Annotated in this window: 13 protein-coding genes; 10 read left to right on the plus strand and 3 right to left on the minus strand. The window is 65.0% G+C overall.

Annotation, left to right across the window (positions count from 1 at the left end; genetic code table 11):
- The first annotated feature begins 135 nt into the window (after nucleotides 1–135).
- Together LNV07_RS21775 and LNV07_RS21780 are read left to right on the plus strand one after the other, a co-directional pair.
- On the plus strand, nucleotides 136–4,329 hold the full coding sequence (locus LNV07_RS21775; protein WP_263573300.1) for a DEAD/DEAH box helicase: 4,194 nt from the start codon (nucleotides 136–138) through the stop codon (nucleotides 4,327–4,329).
- Nucleotides 4,330–4,767: 438 nt separating this feature from the next.
- Complete coding sequence (locus tag LNV07_RS21780; protein WP_263573301.1) at nucleotides 4,768–5,280, plus strand: 6,7-dimethyl-8-ribityllumazine synthase; 513 nt, start codon at nucleotides 4,768–4,770, stop codon at nucleotides 5,278–5,280.
- Here the strand turns inward: LNV07_RS21780 and LNV07_RS21785 are convergent.
- Genes LNV07_RS21785 through LNV07_RS21795 form a run of 3 tightly spaced genes read right to left on the minus strand, consistent with a single transcriptional unit; the run spans nucleotide 5,277 to nucleotide 8,439 of the window.
- A complete protein-coding gene (locus LNV07_RS21785) occupies nucleotides 5,277–6,209 on the minus strand; it encodes a pseudouridine synthase (protein WP_263573302.1) in 933 nt (310 codons plus the stop codon). The two genes, LNV07_RS21780 and LNV07_RS21785, sit on opposite strands and share 4 nt — an antisense overlap.
- Nucleotides 6,206–7,138 (minus strand): TIGR02285 family protein, encoded by a 933-nt coding sequence (locus LNV07_RS21790; protein WP_263573303.1) that lies wholly within the window; start codon nucleotides 7,136–7,138, stop codon nucleotides 6,206–6,208. Before LNV07_RS21790 ends, LNV07_RS21785 begins: the two co-directional genes overlap by 4 nt.
- Entirely contained in the window at nucleotides 7,138–8,439 is a 1,302-nt protein-coding gene (locus tag LNV07_RS21795; RefSeq protein ID WP_263573304.1) for a UDP-N-acetylglucosamine 1-carboxyvinyltransferase, read from the minus strand. Before LNV07_RS21795 ends, LNV07_RS21790 begins: the two co-directional genes overlap by 1 nt.
- Nucleotides 8,440–8,619: 180 nt before the next feature.
- On the opposite strand from LNV07_RS21795, the gene LNV07_RS21800 reads away from it, so the two are divergent.
- The 8 genes from LNV07_RS21800 to arsH all read left to right on the plus strand — a co-directional run bounded on the left by LNV07_RS21800 (nucleotide 8,620) and on the right by arsH (nucleotide 14,721).
- Complete coding sequence (locus tag LNV07_RS21800) at nucleotides 8,620–9,705, plus strand: extracellular solute-binding protein (protein ID WP_263573305.1); 1,086 nt, start codon at nucleotides 8,620–8,622, stop codon at nucleotides 9,703–9,705.
- 58 nt (nucleotides 9,706–9,763) lie between these two features.
- A complete protein-coding gene (modA, locus tag LNV07_RS21805; protein WP_263573306.1) occupies nucleotides 9,764–10,528 on the plus strand; it encodes a molybdate ABC transporter substrate-binding protein in 765 nt (254 codons plus the stop codon).
- Between the two features lie 162 nt (nucleotides 10,529–10,690).
- Nucleotides 10,691–11,350, plus strand: coding sequence for a molybdate ABC transporter permease subunit (gene modB, locus LNV07_RS21810; protein WP_263573307.1), 660 nt, complete (start codon nucleotides 10,691–10,693; stop codon nucleotides 11,348–11,350).
- A 4-nt stretch (nucleotides 11,351–11,354) separates the two neighbouring features.
- Nucleotides 11,355–12,467, plus strand: a complete 1,113-nt coding sequence (locus LNV07_RS21815; RefSeq protein ID WP_263573308.1) for an ABC transporter ATP-binding protein — start codon at nucleotides 11,355–11,357, stop codon at nucleotides 12,465–12,467.
- 18 nt (nucleotides 12,468–12,485) lie between these two features.
- Complete coding sequence (locus LNV07_RS21820) at nucleotides 12,486–12,815, plus strand: ArsR/SmtB family transcription factor (protein WP_263573309.1); 330 nt, start codon at nucleotides 12,486–12,488, stop codon at nucleotides 12,813–12,815.
- 33 nt (nucleotides 12,816–12,848) lie between these two features.
- The gene (locus LNV07_RS21825; RefSeq protein WP_263573310.1) at nucleotides 12,849–13,352 is read left to right on the plus strand and encodes an arsenate reductase ArsC; all 504 of its coding nucleotides are present in this window, start codon (nucleotides 12,849–12,851) and stop codon (nucleotides 13,350–13,352) included.
- Complete coding sequence (locus tag LNV07_RS21830; protein WP_263573311.1) at nucleotides 13,349–14,011, plus strand: aquaporin; 663 nt, start codon at nucleotides 13,349–13,351, stop codon at nucleotides 14,009–14,011. The genes LNV07_RS21825 and LNV07_RS21830 overlap by 4 nt, the downstream gene beginning before the upstream one ends.
- A complete protein-coding gene (gene arsH, locus LNV07_RS21835; RefSeq protein WP_263573312.1) occupies nucleotides 14,008–14,721 on the plus strand; it encodes an arsenical resistance protein ArsH in 714 nt (237 codons plus the stop codon). The genes LNV07_RS21830 and arsH overlap by 4 nt, the downstream gene beginning before the upstream one ends.
- Nucleotides 14,722–14,748 lie beyond the last annotated feature (27 nt).

The raw sequence follows: 14,748 nt of genomic DNA on the forward strand, positions 1-14,748 counted from the left end.
CATTACCGGCTTTGTGCATGCAATTGATGCTAGAGCGCGACGACTGGAATCCCCCGTGACTTGCATCACGCGGCAAAGCAGACCAAATAAACCCGCGCGTATAGGCATACTGCGCGCTTCAACCTCCCAAGCATCATGAACAAGAAGATTCCGCCGCCGCTGCATGCCGACGATGAACAACAGGTGTTCGACGCCTTGCTGCTGAGCGGTGGCACGCGCGGGGCACAAGGCGTACAGCAATGGTTGAATGCCAGCGGCGCGGTGGATCGCGCCTGCGGCCAGCCGTTCGAGCCGGCGCAGTTGGGGCTGTGTCTTCAATCGCTGCAGCGGCGCGGGCTGATTGAATTGCTGCCTGGGCGCGGCTACGTGATCGACCTGCTGGCGCATGGCGATCGCCTGCAAAGTTTGCTGCTGAAGCCTGAGGCCAAACAATATTGGCGTTGGCTGGCCTGGGTGTTTGGCGGCGGCTATGGTGATGTGAAGCGCGAGATCGCCTGGATCAGCTTTCGCAACCGGATCGAAATGCAGACGCTGCTGCGCCTGTTTATCTACTCCGGGATTAGCCGGGCAGACTTCGAAAAAAGCCTCAATGGCGCGCTGATGGAACTGCGCGACCCGATTCTTTTGATGGAAGCCTTGACACTGCCCTGGATGCCGCAGGCGCTGGGCAATATGGCGCCCGAGCTGCGTGGCAGCTTGCTGAGTCAGGCGCTGGCCGTCTTGCCCAACATCGACCCGCGCGCGAAGTTGATGGCGCAATGGTTGGAGGCGCGCTTCAAAGCGGAGCCGCTGTCGGTGGCGCCGGAGCTGCGCGCGCAACTGGCATCGGCTCGCGTTCAAGCGCTGGACTTTGCGGGCATGCGCGAACTTTTGAGCGGTCTGTCCGGCCCCAGCATGCCGATGTTTGACGCGGCCGAGTTGGCGGCGCGCGGCGATTGGGCGCCGGCCGCCGCCGCTTTCGAGGCCGCGATGAAGGAGATCCGCAAGGCCACCGGCGCACGCCGTGACGCCTTGCAGCCGGACATGGCGCGCATCTATGTGATGTGCTTGCTGGCGCAAGACGAGCCCAAGGCCTGGAGCGCGGCGCGCAAGTTCTGTATCGCCGAATCGGGCTCGCGCAGCCCCTCGCCCTACGAGGGCTGGGGCCGCTGGGCCCATGTGATCGGCACTCGCTTGGGTGAAGACAGTCTGGACGAAAACTGCCTGGCCTATCTGCCCGCCCTGGAGTCGCGCGAGCACAGCCTCGGCCCCGCCAGCGAGCGCCTGCTGCTGGCGGCCTGGGCCGGCAAACCGGCGCCGGAATGGCAGGTGCCCGCCGTGCAAGCGATCGTGCAACGCCTGCAGAGCAGCGGCCAGCTCTGGTTGGCGGCCTGGGTGGCGGCGGCGGCCGAGCGGCTGGAGCTGGGCACCATAACGGTTAACCTGCAGGGGCAAAAAGCGCCGGCCAGTTTCATCGGCGCGCCGCGCGAGGCCTGGCGCGATGCGCTAGCCGCCATAGCGTCGCTGGGCGACGAAAAAGCCGCCACCAAGCCGGCCGGCAGCACGACCGAGCTGGCTTGGCAGCTCACGCTGGACGCGCAAGGCCGGGTCCAGGATGTGGAGCCGCTGGAACGCAGCGTCAGCGCGCGCGGTGTGGCCAAGCTCAAGCCCATCACCCTGACCAAGCTGAAGAAGAACGGTGCGGCGGACGCCCGCGACAACGCGGTGCTGCGCCATATCGAGCGCAGCGTCTACGGCGGCGCCAACAGCTTTCAGATTGACGGCCCGCAAGCGGCGGTGGCCTTGATCGGCCACCCGGCGCTGATGTTTGCCGACGCCCCCGGCCAATGGGTAGAGCTGGTCGAGGCGCAGCCCGAGCTGGAAGTGCTGAAGCGCCCGCGCAAAGACGCAGCGGGCAAGGAAACCGGCGAGCAGCAATTCGAATTCCGCATTCACCCGGCCTTGGTCGGCATCGAGCCGCCCCGCTTGTTTGGCTGGTTTGGCAGCAACCATGAGGCCGAAGCCGCGCGCCGCGATTCGCTGCGGATTCTGCGTGACGGCCCGCAGCGCGCACGGCTGATCCGCATCAGCAGCGCGCAGCGTCGTGTCGCCGAGTTGGTGGCGCAGGGCTGGACGGTGCCGGTCAGCGCGACAGCCGAGTTAGGCGCCGCCTTGCAGGTCTTGAGCGGCCTGTTCCAACTGCACAGCGACGCCGAGGCCGGCCAGATGGTGACCGGCGACAGTCGCCTGCACGCCCGCCTGTTCCCGCTCGGCGATGGCCTGCAGCTGCAATTGGTCGCGCAACCGTTCGGTGGCTTCGGCCCCGCCGTCACCCCGGGCCAGGGGCGCGGCCGCCTGATGTGCATGCATGAGGGCGTTAGCCTGGCGACCGAGCGCGACCTCGGCGCCGAGCATGCGGCCCGATTGGCGGTGCTGGAGGCGCTGCCCTTCCTCGACCCCGAGCTGGGCCCGGAGTCGCCCTGGATGCTGACCGATGCGGAAGAAGCGCTGCGCGCCGTCGAGGTTTTGCCCGGCCTGCCCGGCATTGCTGCGCTCGATTGGCCCAAAGGCAAACCGCTGCGCGTGACGCCGGTGGCCAGCCAGAGCCTGACCGTGCAGGTCAGCAGCGGCCGTGACTGGCTCGCACTGAACGGCGAGGCGCAATTGGATGAGGGCCGCGTGATCGGCCTGCAAGAATTGCTGACGCTGGCGCGCGCCTCGCGCAGCCGCTTTGTGCGCCTGGGCGAGGGAGAGTACCTGGCGCTGAGCGAGCAATTGCGCCAACAGCTGCGCGATCTCGACGCGCTCGGCCAGGTCAAGAAAGACCAGCTGCAACTGCCGCACGCGGTGGCCAGTTGGCTGGATGACACCTTGATCGATATGGCGGTCGACGGCGACAAGTCCTGGCATACGCGCATGGACGCGCTGGCCGGCGCAGCCGCCTTGCAACCCGCTTTGCCGGCGGGTCTGCGGGCCGAGCTGCGCGGCTACCAGATGGAAGGTTTTGTCTGGATGACGCGGCTGGCGCAGGCCGGCCTGGGCGCTTGTTTGGCCGACGATATGGGCTTGGGCAAGACGGTGCAGACGCTGGCGCTGCTCATAGACCGCGCCGAGCTGGGGCCGGCGCTGGTGCTGGCGCCGACCTCGGTTTGTGGCAACTGGCTGGAGGAAACGGCGACCTTCGCACCCGGCCTGCGCGCCACCATCTACGGTGAAGACGCCGACCGCGCCGGCCTGATCGCAGCGGCCGGCCCTGGCGACGTCTTGGTGGTCAGTTATGCCTTGGCGCAAATCGACGCCGAGTTATTCGCCGACAAGCCATGGGCGACGCTGGTGATGGACGAGGCGCAGGCGCTGAAGAATGCGGCCACCAAGCGAGCGAAGTCGGTGGCCGAGTTCAAGGCCGATTTCCGGCTGGCACTATCGGGCACGCCGGTCGAGAACCGGCTGGCCGATCTGTGGTCCATCATGAATCTGATCAATCCCGGGCTTTTGGGCAGCGCGGCGCAGTTCGGCGAGCGCTTCGCCACGCCGATCGAGAAGCATCAGGACGCGCCGGCCCGCCAGCGCCTGCGCCGCCTGGTCTCGCCGTTTTTGCTGCGCCGGACCAAGACGCAAGTGCTGCAAGACCTGCCCCCGCGCACCGAAATCGTCCATCTGGTCCAGCCGAGCAGCGAGGAAAAGAGTTTTCTCGAAGCGCTGCGCCGCTCGGCGCAAGAGGCGGTGGCCAGCGCCGCCAAAAACGGCCAGGCCGCGCCAATGCAGGTCTTGGCCGAGCTGATGCGGCTGCGCCGTGCCGCTTGTGACCCGCGCCTAGTGGCACCCGAACTCGGGCTGGTGGGCTCGAAGTTAGGCGAGTTCGAACGCATCGTGCGCGAGTTGGTCGATGGCTCGCACAAGGCCTTGGTGTTCAGCCAGTTCACCGATTTTTTGAAGCTGCTGGCCGAGCGCCTCGACAGCATGGGGGTCAAGTACCAGTACCTGGACGGCGGCACGCCGGCGGCGGAGCGCACGAAACGCGTGGCGGCCTTCCAGCGCGGCGAGGGCGAGGTCTTTTTGATCAGCCTGAAGGCGGGTGGATTTGGCCTCAATCTGACCATGGCCGACTATGTCTTGATCGTCGACCCCTGGTGGAACCCGGCCGCCGAAGACCAGGCCACCGGCCGCGCCCACCGGATGGGTCAAAAGCGCCCGGTGACCGTCTACCGACTGGTGACAGCCGGCTCGGTCGAGGAGCGCATCATCGACCTGCACCGTGACAAACGCGGCCTCGCCGATGGCATTCTGGAAGGGCAGGAAGAAGCGACGGTGCTGGACGCGCAGGCGCTGGCTGCACTCTTGCGCGGCTAGAATCGCCCGGCCCTCACCGCAAGGCGGGGGCAGCGTTCTCAGGGCGGGGTGTAATTCCCCACCGGCGGTATATGGGCTTAGGCCCATGAGCCCGCGAGCAACCGCAACAATTTTTGTGCGGGGTTTGAGGCTTAGAACTTTTGTAGCGAGCGGCCGTCAGGCTAGGCGGACGGAGCGCAGAAACCGGAACGTACTTCCTGTACGTGAGGATTTCGAGCATCCGGCCAACGACGCATGGCGGTTGCGCAGTAAAAAGTTCTCAGCCTCTCAGCAGATCTGGTGCGATGCCAGGGCCGACGGTCATAGTCCGGATGAAAGAGATCGCGATGAACTCGGCAACGCCGTTGTGACTTTTTTTCGAAAAGGCCGCAGCGGCGCCGCTGCGTTCGCCTTCGCGCGCTTGCCCTGATTTATGTGTCCAACCTATCGAGGTCCACCATGAATCAGCGATTCAACAGCAATACCCGCAACACCATCCCGGCGCAACTTTTGCCGACTCTCCGAGTCGCCCTTGTTTCGGCGGGCTGGCATGCCGACATCGTCGGCCAATCCCGCGAGGCCTGCCTGGTCGAGCTGCAAGCCCATGGCCTGCCACCCGACCGGATCGAATGCTTCGAGGTGCCCGGCGCTTTCGAAATTCCGCTGCACGCGCAGACGCTGGCCACCAGCGGGCGCTTTGATGCGATCCTGGCCTGCGCCCTGGTCGTCGACGGCGGGATCTACCGGCATGACTTTGTCGCTACGGCCGTCATCGACGGCCTGATGCGCGTACAACTTGACAGCGGCGTGCCGGTGTTCTCGGCCGTGCTGACGCCGCATCACTTTCATGAGCACGATGAACACAGTCGTTACTTCAGCGAGCATTTCGTCAAGAAGGGTCGTGAGCTGGCGCAGGCCTGTCTGCAGACGCTGGGCGCCAGACTGGCGCTGAAGGACTTGCTGGCCGCTTAAACGCCCGCAGCAACGCTCAGCCGCAGCCCGCTCTCGAAGTGGCGCGGCTGACCGCTCAGTGGGTCAACGAAGCGCAGCTCGCGCGCCAGCAATTGCAGCGGCCGGCCAAAATCGGCCTCGTCTTGATGGGGCAATAGCTCCGGGTAGATGCTGTCGCCCACAATCGGCAGGCCCAGCGCGTTCATATGCACACGCAGCTGATGGCGCTGGCCGGTGCTGGGGTGCAAGGCATAACGCGCCAAATTGGCGTCACTGACCAAGCGCTCCAGCAGCTCGATACGGGTTTCCGCGTTGACCTCGCCGGCCACCTCGATCGACTGCATAAAAGCCGCCGCGCTCTCTTGCATGCGGCTGCGGCGGATCAAGGGCAGCTGCAGATCGGGGCGAAACGGCGCGACCGCTTCGTAGACCTTGCTGACCTGCCGGTCGCGAAACAGGTTCTGATAGAGGCCTCGATGCTGCGGCTGCAGCGTGAACATCACCAGCCCGGCGGTCTCGCGGTCGATGCGGTGGACCGGGCTCAAATCATGCAATCCGGTACGCTGCTTGAGCCTGGTCAGCAAGGTCTCCCGGACATAGCGTCCGCCGGGCGTGACCGGCAGAAAATGCGGTTTGTCGGCGATCAGGAGCCGATCGTCCTGAAACAAAATTTGCTCGGTGAAGGGGATAGCGCTTTCAGCGGCCAGCTCGCGGTAATAGAACATCCGCCCGCCGCCCTGATAGCGTGCATCTGCTGGCAAGGCCTGACCCTGTTCGCCAAAAACGCTGGCGCTCTCCATCCGGGCCAGCCAGACGGCGCGTGTCACCTGCGGCATGCGCTGGTCCAGAAAATCCAGCATCAGCGGCCAAGGCCCGCTCTGTGGCAGGGCCACGGCGCTGGCGCAGACGCCCTCGCGCAAGGGCAAGTCCGGCATCCGGGCACGGCTCATTCGATCTGCGCGCCGCCCTTGGCGCGTTCGTCCATATAGCGTTTCAAACGCAAGCGCTCCTGCGCGTCCTGTTCGCCACGCCAGGCGCGTATCCAGGCCTCGCGCTGCGGGTCTTGCGCCAGCTTGCGTACGGCCTGATCAATCGCTTCGATCAGCTTGCGGCCCTGCGGGTTGCGGCTGCAGGCAAAGGTGGCCTGATTGGCGCTGCGGCTCTCGGCCACCGGCAGCTTGACGAAGTCCTGCTTGCTGCCGGTGCTGCGCAGATACTCGTCCACGGTGGACGGGTACTCCAGCGTGTAATCCATGCGGCCGGCACCCAGCATCGCCAGCAAATGCATATTGCGGCCGGTGACGATGGTCTTGGGGGCCAAGTCGCCACGCTCTTTCAGCAAGGGGTCGATCTTGACGCCAAAGGAGCGATCCCGAGGCAGCAACCCGATCAGGTCATTGCGCTGCAAGACCTCGGCCAAGGCCGGCACCGCGCCGAAGGACTCGAACTTTGCCAGCGATTCACGCCGCACGATCAGGTGAACCTGACGCGACAGCAGCGGCGGATGCACATGGGTGAAGTAGAGCCATTCCAGGCGCTCGGGTGTGACCACATGCAGGGGCGAGCAGAGCGCCTGGCCTTGATGCACCAGCGCCTCGAAGCGCGGAAAACCGGCGTCAAGGAACTCATGCCGGTACTGCGGCAACTGCTTGATCAACTGGCGCAAGAAGCCATCGATCTCGCCGTTAGCCAGGTCCTCGGGGCGCTGTGGTGCTTTTCCGCCGGGGTAGCTGAAATAGGGCGGCACGTCACGAACCAGCCAGGTCAGGACCTCGGGCCTGGCTTCGGGCACAGGCTGCGCTCTCGCCGCGCCCGCCAGCAAGGCCAGACCGAGCAAGGCAGTAGCCCGCCACCCCAACGCCCGCCACATCGGCTTCATCAGTCGCCTTCGACCCACTCGATACGAGCGCCCAAGCCGCAGATGTTTTCGACAAAGCGCGGATGCGCGCGGCGGATCGGCGTCGCGTTGCGAATCACCGAGCGGCCGGGAATGCTGGCCGCCACCATCAGCAAAGCGATCGCCACCCGGATGATGTAGGGGCTCTCGACCTCGGCCGCGTGCAGCGGCTTGCCGCCGAAGGTGACCATGCGGTGCGGGTCGGACAAAAACGCATGGCCGCCGAACTTGCTCAGCTCCGAGGTCCAGCCCATCGCGCCGTCATAGATCTTGTTCCAGAACATCACGCTGCCCTCGGCGCGCACGCCCAGCGCGACGAAGATCGGCAACAGATCAACCGGCAGATAGGGCCAGGGCGCCGCCTCGACCTTTTGCAGGATGTTGCGGGTGAACGGCTCTTTGACCTTCAGCGGGCCATGGGTGACCGAGCGCGACCAGCCGTTTTCGTGAATGATCTGCACGCCGAATTTCGCGAAGGTGCGGTCGATCAGCGGAAACTGCTCGGGCACCGAGTTACGTACCTCGACCTGGCCGCCGGTGATGGCGCCCAGCGCCAAAAAGGTGACGATCTCGTGGAAGTCTTCGGCAAAGGTGAACTCGCCGCCGCCCAGGCGCTCGACGCCGTGAATCGTCAGTTTGGACGTGCCCTGGCCTTCGATCTTGGCGCCCAGCATTTGCAAAAAGGCACAGAACTCCTGCACATGCGGCTCGGAGGCGGCGTTCATCAGCGTCGAGCGGCCATTCGCCAGCGCCGCGCAGAGCACGAAGTTCTCGGTCGTGGTGACGGAGGCGTAATCGGTCCAATGGTCATTGGCCTGCAGTTGGCCGTCGACCTTGAGCACCAGGCCGTCGCTGTGGCGTTCGACCGCAGCACCGAAGCGCTGGAACACCTCCACATGCGGGTCGATCTCGCGCACGCCCAGCGTGCAGCCGGTCACATCGTCTTCAATGCGGGCCGCGCCGAAGCGTGCCATCAGGCCCGGCACCAGCATGATGCTGGAGCGCATCTCCTCGGGCAATCTGTCCTTGGCCGCGTCGAAACAGGTGGCTCGGTGGTGCACATCCAGCACGCCGGTCGCATAGTCGATCTCGACCGAACTGCCCAGGTTGCGGAAGACCTCGAGGATTTTCTTCACGTCGGTGATCTCGGTGACGCCGCGCAGCCGCACCGGCTCGGCCGTCAACAAGGTAGCGCACAAAATCGGCAGAACAGCGTTCTTGTTGGCGGACGGAATGATGCGACCCGCCAAAGGCGTGCCACCGTGAACAATCAGATTCGACATGGGCTGGAGAGCAAGAATGCGTGTGCGCGAGATGAGAGGACGGAGAGGACGCGGGAAAGAAAGCGGTGATTATCGACGCTGGCGTGGCTTTGCCCGGCGATCAGGGAAAAAGCCCTGCGCCGCCGGCACCCGAACTGCTAACCTCAGCCACTTCTCGGGACCCGCTGCGCCACCACACCCATGAGTACGCTTTGCCGCCTGCTGATTTCGATGAGCTTGCTCAGTTGGCAAGCCGCTTTCGCTGCCGATGCGGTGCCGCTCGCGACCATCAGCGAAGACGCAAGGCTGGCTGCGGCGGCCCGCAAAGAAGCAAAGCTTCAGAGCGCCGGCATGCCCGACCATTGGGCCAATTGGCAAGCCACCTGGGCCGATCTCAAGAGGCTACACGGCATTGCCCATGTGGACGAAAGCATGAATAGCGCGGAAATCATCGAGCGGATGGCTGCCGAAGGCGCGCAGGCCAGCCTGGACATCGGTGACGTGGGCTTCGAATGGGGCGCCATCGCCCGCGGGCGCGCTGTCAGCCGGCCGCACAAGCCCGCCACTTGGGCGCAAATCCCCGCCTGGGCCAAGGATGAAGAAGGTTACTGGGCATTGGCCTATACCGGCACCATCGCCTTCCTGGTCAACACCGGCCGCACAGGCGGGCGAATCCCGCAGAGCTGGAAGGACTTGTTTGCCGGCGGCTACAAGGTCGGTATCGGCGAGGTCGGCTCTGCGGCGCAGTCCAGCGCCAGCGTCTTGGCAGCGGCCATCGCACTGGGTGGCGACGAGTCCAATCTGCAGCCGGCCTTGCTGCAGTTTGCGCAGCTGGCCAAGCAAGGGCGCCTGGTGTTCAAGAACCCGGGGCCGGCCAAAGCCGAGCAGGCCAGCGTCGATGTGTTCTTGATGTGGGACTTTTTGGCGCTGTCGCAGCGCAGCAGGCTGCCCAATTCGGCCCAGTACCGGGTCTTGATCCCGTCCGACGGCTCGGTCACCAGCGGCTACACCACCATCATCAACCGCCATGCACCCCACCCCCATGCGGCCGAGTTGGTGCGCGAATTCATCTTCAGCGATGCCGGCCAGCTGAATCTGGCCCATGGCTTCGCACGGCCGATCCGGATCGATCATCTGCACCTGCCGGACGCCCTGCGGCAGCGGCTTTTGGATGGCGCCCAGTACAAGAACGCACGCGTGATCAAGCCTTTTGTCTGGGCCTGGGAGGTCAAGAAGCTGCCTCTGGTCTGGCAGCGCGAGGTGCTGCAGCGAGCCGCCGCACCTTGATCAAGCTACTATCTACGCCTGTCATTTTTCATGCCCTCTCGCCTCCATGGTCAAAGCCTTGTTTGCAGCTCTGTTGCTGGCCCTGTTCGGAGGGGCTGGCGCGCAAACAAACCAAGAGGCGCCCGCCATTGCCGCCGCTTCCGACCTCAAGTTCGCGCTTGACGAGGCGGCAAGGGCCTTCAAGCAGCAGACCGGCCTGGGCCTGCGCCTCAGTTACGGCTCCTCGGGCAATTTCTACGCCCAAATCGCGCAAGGCGCGCCGTTCCAGCTATTTTTATCGGCCGATGAAGGCCTTGTGTTCAAGCTGGCCGAGCAAGGCCTGACCCTCGACCGTGGCCAGCTCTATGGCCTCGGTCGGCTGGTGCTGTTTGCGCCCAGCGACTCCAAGCTCAAACCCGATGCCGAGTTGGCGGATCTGCGCCTGGCGCTGAATGACGGGCGCCTGCGCAAGCTGGCCATCGCCAACCCGGAGCATGCGCCCTATGGCCGGGCCGCCAAACAAGCGCTGCAAAGCGCCGGCCTGTGGGCCGCCCTGGCGCCCAAGCTGGTGCTGGGCGAGAACGTGTCGCAGGCGGCGCAATTCGCGGTTTCCGGCTCGACCCAGGGCGGACTGTTTGCCTATTCGCTGGCCTTGGCGCCTCAGTTCGCCCAGGCCGGCCGCTATGTCTTGATCCCCGAGGCCCTGCATGAGCCGCTGCGCCAGCGCATGGTTTTGACCCAAAAAGCCGGCCCGGCGGCGCGCCAGTTCTATGCCTATTTGCAAGCGCCGGCCGGGCGGGCGATTTTGCAGCGCCATGGCTTTGACTTGCCGGCAGGGCCTTGAACCTAAATCCGGCAGTTGACCACTCGCCAATGCCCACAAACATCGATGAATGCTGAAAACTGTCGCATCGACGAACTTCACCAAACGGGTGAGAACGCTTCACGCCCGCCTGAGCTTCCCCGAGGCTCAGGCGGGCGCGTTCAACTGCCGGATCTAGGTTGAATGGACTGGACCGCCTTGCGCCTGTCGGCCTTGCTGGCCGTCGCCACCGCGCTGCTTTTGTTGCCGCTGGGCATTTTTGCGGGCCGCTGGCTGGCGCGCAGCCGGCACCCGCTGCGCCCCGTGGCCGAAGCCGCGCTGGCGCTGCCGCTGGTCTTGCCGCCGACCGTCTTGGGGTTTTATCTGCTGATCTGGATGGGCGGCGGGTCGGCCTTGGGCGCCTGGTACCAGGGTTTGAGCGGGCGCAGCCTGGCCTTCTCATTCGAGGGTCTGCTGCTGGCCAGCTTGATCTTCAACATCCCGTTCGCGGTGATGCCGATGCAGCGCGCCTTCGAGGCGATACCGGCCGAGCTGTTCGACGCCGCCCGCACCTGCGGGCTGTCGAGTTGGCGCACCTTGTGGCTGATCGAACTGCCGCTGGCCTGGCGCGGCATCTTGAGCGGCCTGATCATGACGGCGGCGCACACGCTGGGCGAGTTCGGCGTGGTGCTGATGGTGGGCGGCAATATCGTCGGCGAGACGCAGACGATCTCGATTGCCATCTATGACCGGGTGCAGGCCTTTGATATGCAGGCGGCGGGCGCGATGTCAGCGACGCTGTTGGCGGTGGCTATGTTGACCTTGTTGGCCAGCAGCTGGCTGAGCCGATCGAAGCGAGGCTGAGCCTATGCTGCAAGCGAGTCTGCATCAGACCGGGCCGATTCCATTGGCGCTGGACCTGCGCTGCGCGAATGGCGAGTTACTTGCGCTGGTCGGCCCCTCGGGCAGCGGCAAGACCAGCGTGTTGCGCAGCTTGGCCGGCTTGTTGAGGGTGAGCCGCGGCCGCATCACGCTGAATGAAGAGCTCTGGTTCGACAGCGAGCAAGGCATCAATGTGGCGGCCGAGCGGCGCGGCGTCGGCATGGTGTTTCAGCATTACGCCTTGTTCCCGCATTTGAGCGCTTTGGACAATGTCGGCCTGGCCATTCCCGGCGGCAGCAAGCTGCAGCGCCGCGAGCAAGCGCAGCAATTGCTGGCGGACATGCAGCTTGACGGCTTGGCCACGCGCCGGCCTGAGCAGCTGTCCGGCGGCCAGCGCCAGCGCGTGGCCTTGGCGCGAGCGCTGGCCCGCAGCCCCAAATTGCTGCTGCTGGATGAGGCCTTTTCCGCCGTCGATCAACCGACCCGCTACGCCTTGTGGGAGGAGCTGGTGAAGCTGCGCGAGCGCCTGACCTTGCCCATCATCATGGTCACGCATGATTTGCGCGAGGCCCGCATGCTGGCCGACCGCCTGTGCATTCTTGAGGCCGGTACGGCCCTGCAGGACGGCCCGCCCGAACGAGTCTTGGCAAGGCCGCGCAATGCGCGCGTGGCGGCGCTGGTGGGGCTGCGCGACATCCACTGCGGCGTTTTCCGCAAGAGCGACATTGGGGCGCTGCTGCAATGGGGCGAGGGTGAATCGGCGGTGCTGCTGCAGATCATCGACAAGGGCCGCATCGAAGACGGCACGCCGGTGCGCTGGGTCATCAGTGGTGAATATATTCAATGCCATAGCCAAGCACCTTCATCCGGCGCCATCAATCTGATCGCCGCCGAACTGCTTGAACTGCGCAGCCTGGGTGAAACGTCCACGCTCAAGCTAGCCATCCAGGGCGCGGCGGGCGCCCAAGTCCATCTGGACATCGGCACCCGTCAGCTCAAGCAGTCGGACTGGCGCAAGGGTCAGGTCTTGCTGCTGGAGCTGGACCCGGCCGGCATTCATGTGATGCCGGTGCGAAGCTCAATTCGAACAAATCCATAATTCCACTAGAATGGAAATATGGATGAACAACAAATCGTCAAGGCCTTGGCGGCGCTGGCGCAGACGGCTAGGTTGCAATTGTTCCGCACCTTGGTCGTTGCGGGGCCGCTAGGGCTGACGCCGAGCGCTTTGGCGCAGGCCTTGGGCGTGCCGGCCTCGACGCTGTCATTCCATTTGAAAGAACTGTTCAATGCCGGGCTGGTCAGTCAGGAGCGCGACGGCCGCAACCTGATCTACCGCGCCGCCTTCGCGCAGATGAATGACTTGTTGGCCTATCTGACCGCCAATTGCTGCCAGGGCGAGGCCTGCTTGATGACGGCCGCTGCCCCGGCTTGCGCAAACTGCTGACCCCCTTTTTTTGACCCCAGCGATAGCTCCCCCATGACCACCCATGTCCTGATTCTTTGCACCCATAACTCGGCCCGCAGTGTCTTGTCCGAGGGCATGCTGAACCATCTCGCCGCAAAGCTGGGCAAGGATGTACGCGCCCATAGCGCCGGCAGTGCGCCGAGCGGGCGGCTCAACCCGTTCGCACTGGCGGCCTTGACGAACGCCGGCGTCGATGTGGCCGGCTATCGCAGCAAGAGCTGGGATGAATTCACCGGATCTGACGCACCGCCACTGTCCATCGTCATCACCGTCTGCGACAGCGCGGCGGCCGAGACTTGTCCGGTCTTCTTCGGCGGCCCGAATCAGCCGGTCAAGGTCCATTGGGGCTACCCCGACCCCAGCAATGCCGAGGGCGGCGATGAAGGCAAACGCCGCGCCTTCGAGCTAACGCGCCAAGCCATTGGCTACCGGATGTTGCAGTTGCTGGCCTTGCCGCTGCAGACCATGACGGCGGATCAGCTGCGGGCCGCGCTGACGGACATCGGCCGCTCATGAGCGGTCAATCGGTGACGCTGCGCCAGCGCCTGCTGGCCGAGGGTCTGGGCACCGCCCTACTGCTGGCGATCGTGGTCGGGTCCGGCATCATGGCCGAGCGCCTGAGCGGCGGCAATGTGGCCGTCGCCCTGCTCGCCAACACCCTCGCCACCGTCTGGGGCCTGTATGTGCTGATCGAGATCTTCGGTCCCTTGAGCGGCGCGCATTTCAACCCGGCGGTCAGCCTGGCGATGACGGCGCGCGGCGAGTTGGCGCCGTCGCTGGCCTTGCCCTATATCGCCGCGCAACTGCTGGGCGCCCTGCTCGGGGCCTGGCTTGCTAACGCGATGTTCGAGCTGCCGCTGCTGCAATATTCGACCAAGCTGCGCGGCGGCACGGGCCAGTACTTGGCCGAAGGTGTCGCCACCGCCGGCCTGCTTTTGGTGATTTTGCGCGCCCCGGCCGGCCGGGCCAGCAGCTTGGTGGCGAGCTATATCGGTGCCGCTTATTGGTTCACCTCATCGACCTCGTTTGCCAATCCGGCGGCCGTTTTTGGCCGCATGTTCAGCGACTCCTTTGCCGGCATTGCGCCACTCAGTGCGGCCGGTTTTGTGATCGCACAACTGCTCGGCGCGGCGGCCGGTTTGGGCTTGCATCAACTATTGGGACGAAGCAAATGACAGCTCTTCCGAACTTGGACGCCGCGCTGTTCAAGCGCCCCCTAACTCGCGACTTCGCCGCCATCGGCAGCCAAATCACCCACCCGCCGCGCGTGCTGCTGCTGTACGGCTCGCTGCGCGAACGCAGCTATAGCAAGCTCTGCACGCTGGAGGCCGAGCGGCTATTGCAAGCGATGGGGGCCGAGACGCGAGTCTTCAACCCGAGCGGCCTGCCGCTGGTCGACGACGCGCCGGAAAGCCACCCCAAGGTGCAAGAGCTGCGCGAGCTGGTGCAATGGTCGGAGGCGATGGTCTGGTGCTCGCCCGAGCGGCATGGCGCGATGACGGGCTTGATGAAGACGCAGATCGACTGGATCCCGCTCAGCGTCGGCGCGGTGCGGCCGACCCAGGGCAAGACGCTGGCCGTGATGCAGGTGTCGGGCGGCTCGCAGTCCTTCAATGCGGTCAACCAGATGCGCATCCTGGGCCGCTGGATGCGCATGCTGACGATCCCGAATCAAAGCTCGGTGGCCAAGGCCTTTCTGGAATTCGACGAAGCTGGCCGCATGAAGCCGTCGAGCTACTACGACCGCATCGTCGATGTGATGGAAGAGCTGATCAAGTTCACGCTACTAACGCGCAATTCAGCCGCCTACCTGGTCGACCGCTACAGCGAGCGCAAGGAAAGCGCAGCCGAGCTGAGCCGCAGGGTGAATCAGGCGGGCATTTAGAGGCTGCTATTTGCAGCGGGCAGCCTC

Origin of the sequence: Roseateles oligotrophus (assembly GCF_025717515.1) — a bacterium.
GTDB classification, from domain to species: Bacteria; Pseudomonadota; Gammaproteobacteria; order Burkholderiales; family Burkholderiaceae_C; genus Paucibacter_A; species Paucibacter_A oligotrophus.

What these genes read in the sequence shown, in the direction of transcription:
- LNV07_RS21775 (WP_263573300.1), top strand. Translation starts at nt 136, where the DNA reads ATGAACAAGAAGATTCCGCCGCCGCTGCATGCCGACGATGAACAACAG.
- LNV07_RS21780 (WP_263573301.1), top strand. Translation starts at nt 4,768, where the DNA reads ATGAATCAGCGATTCAACAGCAATACCCGCAACACCATCCCGGCGCAA.
- LNV07_RS21785 (WP_263573302.1), bottom strand. Translation starts at nt 6,209, where the DNA reads ATGAGCCGTGCCCGGATGCCGGACTTGCCCTTGCGCGAGGGCGTCTGC.
- LNV07_RS21790 (WP_263573303.1), bottom strand. Translation starts at nt 7,138, where the DNA reads ATGAAGCCGATGTGGCGGGCGTTGGGGTGGCGGGCTACTGCCTTGCTC.
- LNV07_RS21795 (WP_263573304.1), bottom strand. Translation starts at nt 8,439, where the DNA reads ATGTCGAATCTGATTGTTCACGGTGGCACGCCTTTGGCGGGTCGCATC.
- LNV07_RS21800 (WP_263573305.1), top strand. Translation starts at nt 8,620, where the DNA reads ATGAGTACGCTTTGCCGCCTGCTGATTTCGATGAGCTTGCTCAGTTGG.
- modB (WP_263573307.1), top strand. Translation starts at nt 10,691, where the DNA reads ATGGACTGGACCGCCTTGCGCCTGTCGGCCTTGCTGGCCGTCGCCACC.
- LNV07_RS21815 (WP_263573308.1), top strand. Translation starts at nt 11,355, where the DNA reads ATGCTGCAAGCGAGTCTGCATCAGACCGGGCCGATTCCATTGGCGCTG.
- LNV07_RS21820 (WP_263573309.1), top strand. Translation starts at nt 12,486, where the DNA reads ATGGATGAACAACAAATCGTCAAGGCCTTGGCGGCGCTGGCGCAGACG.
- LNV07_RS21825 (WP_263573310.1), top strand. Translation starts at nt 12,849, where the DNA reads ATGACCACCCATGTCCTGATTCTTTGCACCCATAACTCGGCCCGCAGT.
- LNV07_RS21830 (WP_263573311.1), top strand. Translation starts at nt 13,349, where the DNA reads ATGAGCGGTCAATCGGTGACGCTGCGCCAGCGCCTGCTGGCCGAGGGT.
- arsH (WP_263573312.1), top strand. Translation starts at nt 14,008, where the DNA reads ATGACAGCTCTTCCGAACTTGGACGCCGCGCTGTTCAAGCGCCCCCTA.